Origin of the sequence: Clostridium sp. C2-6-12, from assembly GCF_009928485.1 — a bacterium.
In the GTDB taxonomy this organism is placed as follows: Bacteria; Bacillota; Clostridia; order Clostridiales; family Clostridiaceae; genus Clostridium.
On the sequence record NZ_JAABNP010000029.1, the window covers coordinates 71,736 to 78,947 of the forward strand.

The following is a 7,212-nucleotide window of genomic DNA, read 5'->3' on the forward strand; positions in this document are numbered from 1 at the left end:
AAACATAAACCTTATGAATTACGTTAATTACAAGTTATATCGTAATGTTTTATAACCTTTAAAAAGTACTTTTTATTATCTTTATAATATCATCTTTTTCCATTCCATTATCTACTGAAAGTGAATAATACATATTATCTATTTTCCAAGTTGCAAGGTTTATAAGTTTATCATTTCCACTTAAATTTATAGATTTATCCTCTAATTTTATTGTATTGTTAACCTTATATATATTATAATCTCCGCTTATATTTTCTACACCTTGTCCCATTCTAAATAAAATCTGATTTTTTTCATTCCCATAACCAATTTGAAAAGTTTCCTTTGATATAGTGCTTATGAATTTAACCTTATACTCGGATGGTATTTCCTTTGGAACACTTACTTTGAATTTTAAAGCTTTTTGAGCTTCTGCTATAGTTTTATATTCCTCTATGGGATTTTGCATACCTGCTTTTATTTTATTTTTCTCAGTTGAATTTAAAATAGCTTTTCCAAAGTCCCATTTGCCACTTTGATCTACTTTATATCCATCAGGTGTAATTGTATCACTTGCCATTTCTCCATTATCATATAGATAATACCAATTGTTATTTGATTGCACCCAGCCCTTTTGCATTATGCCATCATTGTTCATAAAATACCACTTATTATTTATAAGCTTCCATCCAGTAGTAAGCTCTCCATTCTCAACATAAATTCCTTGACCATCTTTTGTTTGAACAAAACAACTTCCTATAGTTTTTGAATCATTTAATAGCAGCTTATAAAGATTTATTGGGACATATATTTCATTATCAATGACAACTGGTGCTGCTCCTAATTTTTCTGGTGCAGTCATTCCTATCATATGGCTGCTTGCATAATAATAACTATCCTTATCTACTTCAATTTCAGTTTTTATTTTATCATTATCTAATTCTGCTTTTTTATTATCCTTATTTATATCAACTTTAAAGCCAAGCCCTTCAGCAGTAACTTTTAATGGCACCATAACTTTACCATTATTTATGACAACTCCAAGTTCACGTAAATTTATAGTTTTCCCATGTATAATTACATTATTAACTACATCCTTAGCTGTGTTAGTAGATATTAGCATTGGCTCATTCAGAATTTGTATTTCAAATTTGTCATCCGAAATATCTTCTGCAAATGCAGGTACACATATTCCCACAATTGTTATTGCTGTTAATAAACTTATCATTATTTTTTTCATACTTTTTACACTCCTTCTTTATACGTATTTTTTATCTTTCTATATTAAATACAATCCAACTTAGGAAAGTGTTGCATGAAATTCTAAAATATTTTTAATTTATATTCTCAATAATTTCATCACCGCAAAAAGTTAACGATCTTATTAACGTTTCATTTTCACCTAAAACATATTCACCTTCTGTGAAACTACAAATTTGCTCATCATTATCATCATCTTCTTCACAAATTATAGCTAAGTTTTTCATCTTCTTTCTTCCTACCTTCTTCCCTATATGTTTTTGAATAGACAAAGACTCAGCACTCACTTTTTGTAAACTCTTACTTTCTTGTGCTTCAGTTACATTTGTGTCCTGCTTATTAGATAAATTGTCCCAAATTTTAGCATTAGTATAGTTTTCATTATTAATATTATGTTGCTCTTTTTCTTGTTCTTTAATTTCTGTCACTTGTTCTTCATCTTTACTTTCCTTTTGAATATACTCTTCTTTGTTTTCTTCCAACTTATCTTGAACTTTCACAACAACTTCTTTATCTTTTTCCTTAATCTTAATATTTTGATGCTTAGCAAAATTTTTAACTATATATACTCCCTCTTTTTTATATTCCATCATTTCTAATTGGATTAATAAATCCATAGCTAATTTAATCTCCTCTGGCTCTCTGTTAAATTCTACAGCTAAAGATTCAATTGTATATGGAATAGTTCTGGACATAAATAATTCCCCTTCTTTATTAACCTTTCCTGCAAGCACTACAAGTCTATTCCATATGTAATGAATAAGATCTCTTCTTGGATTTCTATCTATTATTTTCATTTTTGTATCCTCATACATATCAGTTCTTAATTTAATAAAGCGTCTTTCTTTCATTTTACATGCACCCCTTTTAATTTTTCTTCTCATAATGGATATATGTATTTTTCTTAAAAATATAAACCCCTTTCAAAAATTTTTTAAATAAATTACTAATTCTATAATTTACTCCCTAAATTTTATTATTTTCATTTAATCTGCTCATTAATTTATTTTATTTAGATTCAATAAAAAAGGCTAGAAATAAACAATTATCTCTAACCTTCTTAAACATTTTACTAAGTTTGTATACTCTTCATTTATCCTATTACTATAAACTGCTACAATTATTCCTTTAATTCTAATATCTCATTTCCTCTAAATAACCTTTCGCCCTTCATTAACAGCCTCTACCCTATTTTTAACCCCAAGCTTAGAATAAATATTAATAATATGAGTTTTTACTGTTGAAACAGATATAAATAATTTCTCCCCAATTTCCTTATTAGTAAGTCCATCTACTAAAGCCTGAAGCACTTCTATTTCTCTAGAGCTTAAAACTTCGTTTTCCTCTTTTATGTCCATTATTTCACAAAGCTTTTTAATGAATTCCTTATTATCTTTATCTTTTAATAATTCCCCCATAAATTTCTTTAATATTTCCTTTAAGTATTTTCTAGTCTTATAATAAGGAAATAATATATCTTCATCTCTGGAATAGAATATAGCTTCTTTTAAAACATTTCCAATTTCACGCTCTTCGTTAGGTTTAAACTTATTTAATATGATTGATTTCCACAAAAGTGAATATATAAGCGAATAACCAACTCCATTTTTTCTACTTATAGATGCAACCTTATTCATTGCCTCTAAGCCCTCTTCATATCTTCCTAATTCAAAAAGTACCTCTCCATAAGTTATTTTTATATTAATAGAATAATTTAAATTTAAATATATCTTTTCATAAATACGTATAAAATCTTCATATTCTTCTTTTTTTATTTTACCTTCTGATGCAAGAAGCCTAATCTTTAAAGCCAGCATTTGAATATATACATATCCTTCTTTATTTTCCTTATCTATATCACTTAACAAGCTCTCACATTCACTAATATTACCTTGAATATATTTAACTTCTGCTAAATTATAATCAATTCCATATTTCAATCCGTTTGAAACAGCTCTTCCACTATATTCATTTAGTATTTTATGTGCCTCATTTAATAACTCTTCTGCTTCCTTGTCCATAAGCTTTTTAATATAAACTCCTGGTAACCCTACTGTTCTAAAAATAGAAAAGCAAGATTTATATTTTTTATTATCAATGGCTTCTATTAACTCTCTATAACCATCTTCACTTTCTCGTAATTTCCCCATTTCTTCTAATAAAGATACTTTATTGTATTTGCATACTAAATTAACATAGCTATTTTTCAATTCTCTATTAGCTTCTTCTATTAAAGCTACCATTTCTAATGCCTTTGTACACTCACCCCAAAAGCCTAAAATCCATGAAGCTATAATATAATAAATTGTCTTAGACAGTATATTATAATTGTTGTCTATTTCCTTTGGTAATTCAAAATAACATTCACCTGAAGCATAGTTATTTATTATTATCTTTAATATTTTACTGCAATTTACAAGATCTTTATTGGCATCCCCTCCAAAGGAATCACATAACACAGCACATCTTTCATAATCTAAATTCAAATAATTAAAAAATATAGTTGTAATAGCCAAATCTACACTCTTACTATAATATTCTAAAGGAAATTCATTTAATATTTTCATAGATACAATATTATGCCCATTTTTTTCAATTACCTTTATTGCATCATCATACCTTTTGTAATTTAAGAATATACTAATTGCTTCATCATAATTTCCCTCTTCAATTAGTGAATCAGTAATTTTAGTAATAGTATGATTTTTAACTTTTTCATCATATTTCTCAAAAAGCTCCATTAAATACTGCCTTAAAATATTATGATATCTAAATATCCTTTTTTCTTCATCTATCATAATAATAAGCATATTTTTTTCAATTAATCCTTCTATTATTTTAAATCCGTCCTTATTATCTATTTCCCCATAAATATCTGGATTTACGTAATTTAATGGAGAAGTCTTAACTAAAAAATCTATTTCTTCCTGTGATAAACTGCTTATAATTTCTTTGTTCATATAATCAATAAATAATTTATTTCCTTTTGGTATATATTTCATACTCTTATTACTGCTTAATATGGTCAATAAAAGCTTAATAGCTCCTATCCAACCTTCAGTATTTAAGTATATTTCCTTTGCAATTTCATCATTAATAGCTATGTTAATAGTCTTTGTAATGAATTCTTTGGTTTCTTCTAAAGTTAAATTAAAATCCTCTGGATTTATGTTTATTACACCACTCTTCATGAGAATATTTCCTAAATATAACTTAATATCATATCTTGAAATCAATACAAAATGTATATTCTCTGATGAATTATATATAAAATATTCAATAGTCTCCATAAGGAATTTATCTTCTATATAATGAAAATCATCTAATACTATAAACAATTCCTCTTCACTAATAAGTTCATTAATTAAAGAACCAATCACTTCAAAAATATCTTCCCGCTTTACTAAAGGGTTAATCATATCAATATAAAAGTTCAAATCTTCAATTTTGTTCTTTACTCCATTAAGTATATAAGTCCAAAAATAAGATAAATCATCACTGTTTTCATCTAAGGAAAGCCACATATAATTATCTTTTTCTCCTATATAATTAGAAATAAGAGTACTCTTCCCAACAGCAGCTCCGCCTTTTACTACAGTGAGTTTATTCTCTTCAATTAAATCAAGCTTATATTGAAGGTTTTCGTTTCTTTGGAGTACATTTTTACTTTTTGGTCTTATTAACCTTGTATAAAGAATATTTTTCATTTAATCACCCTTAATATTTTCTATTGTGTTTATTTTACCATTTATTTATGTCACATGAAAGAAAATAGCAAATCAATGATACCAACATAAATTCCATATTGCAGCAGATATGCATCTGTTTATAGAATTACGCAGTAAAAAATCGCAAATTCAATTCTTGAATAATGCGATTTTACAATTTGCTATTTATTTTTAGTTATTCATAATACATGAAGGATATGTGTTAATTCTTAAGATTTCTAGATTATCTTCACGCTATTTTTTTAAGGATAATTCATATAAACAGGCATTTAGATTATTTTCTACGTGGATTTCTCGTATTAAATTAAATCCACATTCACTATACAACTGCTTCAAATATTCTCTATCTTCGTAACAATCAAGCCTAAGGTAATTTTTACACTTTGATATTGAATATTTTTTAACCCATTCTATTACATCTTTAGCATATCCTTTTCCTGTATAACCATCTTTAATTACAAGTTTATGTATATAGTATGCAGAATCATTATTTTCATCACTATTCCAAAATAATTGATCATTCTCTACTAATACAAATCCACCTACTACCTCTTTATTATCCTGTACTATAAACATTTCACAGCTGGTATATTTCTTTAAAAACTCCTGCTTAGATAAATATTGGGGATTCCACATAGGCTTTCCAATTTTAATAAGCCAATTTGCTTTTTTACGTAATAACTCCAGTAATATTTCAATTTTTTCTTCTGTAATTTCTTTTATACATAGATTCATTTATATTTTCTCCCTCTGGTGTATTTTGTCTTAATTTACCATAATAAATTAATTTTAACACAGATTGTAAATATCACACATTATTCAATTTTCAAAGATCATTTCTATTAATTACTACGTACTTTCTACAATTGATGCCTAGCTTAATAGTATTGCGAAACAAAAAACACCGTAGAATTCTTCTTATAAATTATAAATAGTGCGGTATTATAATTTACTATTAAATTTTGAAATATAATAACATTTATAATCAACTCTACAAATAGAAATTTATCAGCTTCTCATTTTACTCAAAATTGAAATTTCCGATTACCTTAAACACTTGTTATTCCGTAATCCAACCTATGAAAGTATAATGTATGTCTTATCTCTGGTATTTTTATGTTCATATTCGAAATGTCTGCTTTTGGTGTGCTCCACTTTTCAAATAGATAAAAAGAACAATAAGGAACGATAACGTCTAAGCAATCGAAATGCGTATTACTTGTAATTCATCTGAGCTAGAGATCGTTGCGACATGCAAAAGATTAATGACAGTGTTATTGAAAAAGTGGTCAGCCATCGGCATCCAAAGCGAACCGGTAATTTTAGTCAACAAACAAAATTTTGCTCCGGTGATTCCTGTTGTAAAAAAAAGCATGAACGCAGACATCATCGCTCCACCTGCACTTACTTCGCCATCCAATAAACTGCGTACAGGAGTTGCGATATGCCAGATACCAAAGAGAGCAGATGAAAAAATAACTGCTTTAATAAATGAATACCTTGTTTCTGATAGCTTAATGAATAGGCCTCGGAATATACCTTCTTCCATAGCTACATTGATGATATTCCCTACCATGCAAAAGATGAAAAATACTATACCAGTTTGTCTACCTTGATTTCCATCAAGCGAATAGCTGGTTACATAGATTTGTATTGATGGATTATTATCTCTTGACAGTTGCAAAAAAAATTCAGTCCATAAGCAATCATAAACACGGTTGCACCTAGCAGCAAGCCATAGAATGCATTTCTTAGTGCGGAGACTCTTGTGAAACCTACTTCAGACCATTTGAGCGAAAAACACCATATTGCCAACATTATCACAGCGATACCCATCAGCTTATGTATAAAAGCCTCTCCCAAGATATTTTGATCCGTACGAATAACCATGTATTCAACTGCTCTGAATACGAAGCATACCAAATAAATGAGCATGATGGATTTCACAGGGTTAAAATGTCTATTTTTTATCATATTAAATCCTCCATAATATAAATAATTCTAAGTTATAAATTGATCAATAAATTACAATTTTTACACTGCTACTATGCGTTCCTCTATTGCTGATAATTACCATGTATTATCTTACCATTAATCATTAATTATAACATATTTTGCAAATACCGCATTATTCAATTTTCAAAGAACATCTTTTTAATTTACTACGTCAAATCTACAGTTGATTCATAATTTATTAGAATTATGCATTAAAAAAATCGCAAATTCAACTTCTCTTGAATAATGC

6 protein-coding genes are annotated in these 7,212 nt (G+C 27.6%); all 6 read right to left on the reverse strand.

Translation table 11 applies throughout. From position 1 onward, the window contains the following. Nucleotides 1–58 precede the first annotated feature (58 nt). The 6 genes from GXK56_RS20525 to GXK56_RS20550 all read right to left on the reverse strand — a co-directional run bounded on the left by GXK56_RS20525 (nt 59) and on the right by GXK56_RS20550 (nt 6,941). On the reverse strand, nt 59–1,219 hold the full coding sequence (locus tag GXK56_RS20525) for a stalk domain-containing protein (RefSeq protein WP_160690906.1): 1,161 nt from the start codon (nt 1,217–1,219) through the stop codon (nt 59–61). Nucleotides 1,220–1,313: 94 nt separating this feature from the next. Beyond that, nucleotides 1,314–2,090: a phage replisome organizer N-terminal domain-containing protein gene (locus GXK56_RS20530; RefSeq protein ID WP_160690908.1), complete on the reverse strand. Its 777-nt coding sequence runs from the start codon at nt 2,088–2,090 to the stop codon at nt 1,314–1,316. Between the two features lie 300 nt (nt 2,091–2,390). Continuing rightward, on the reverse strand, nt 2,391–4,946 hold the full coding sequence (locus tag GXK56_RS20535; protein WP_160690910.1) for a LuxR C-terminal-related transcriptional regulator: 2,556 nt from the start codon (nt 4,944–4,946) through the stop codon (nt 2,391–2,393). Between the two features lie 255 nt (nt 4,947–5,201). Further along, on the reverse strand, nt 5,202–5,702 hold the full coding sequence (locus tag GXK56_RS20540; protein ID WP_160690912.1) for a GNAT family N-acetyltransferase: 501 nt from the start codon (nt 5,700–5,702) through the stop codon (nt 5,202–5,204). 460 nt (nt 5,703–6,162) lie between these two features. After that, nucleotides 6,163–6,543 (reverse strand): CPBP family intramembrane glutamic endopeptidase, encoded by a 381-nt coding sequence (locus tag GXK56_RS20545; protein WP_207710280.1) that lies wholly within the window; start codon nt 6,541–6,543, stop codon nt 6,163–6,165. A 62-nt stretch (nt 6,544–6,605) separates the two neighbouring features. After that, the gene (locus tag GXK56_RS20550; RefSeq protein WP_160690916.1) at nt 6,606–6,941 is read right to left on the reverse strand and encodes a hypothetical protein; all 336 of its coding nucleotides are present in this window, start codon (nt 6,939–6,941) and stop codon (nt 6,606–6,608) included. Nucleotides 6,942–7,212: the final 271 nt, after the last annotated feature.

Coding starts and splice junctions, on each gene's coding strand:
- GXK56_RS20525 (WP_160690906.1), bottom strand. CDS start 1,219: ATGAAAAAAATAATGATAAGTTTATTAACAGCAATAACAATTGTGGGA.
- GXK56_RS20530 (WP_160690908.1), bottom strand. CDS start 2,090: ATGAAAGAAAGACGCTTTATTAAATTAAGAACTGATATGTATGAGGAT.
- GXK56_RS20535 (WP_160690910.1), bottom strand. CDS start 4,946: ATGAAAAATATTCTTTATACAAGGTTAATAAGACCAAAAAGTAAAAAT.
- GXK56_RS20540 (WP_160690912.1), bottom strand. CDS start 5,702: ATGAATCTATGTATAAAAGAAATTACAGAAGAAAAAATTGAAATATTA.
- GXK56_RS20545 (WP_207710280.1), bottom strand. CDS start 6,543: ATGGTAGGGAATATCATCAATGTAGCTATGGAAGAAGGTATATTCCGA.
- GXK56_RS20550 (WP_160690916.1), bottom strand. CDS start 6,941: ATGATAAAAAATAGACATTTTAACCCTGTGAAATCCATCATGCTCATT.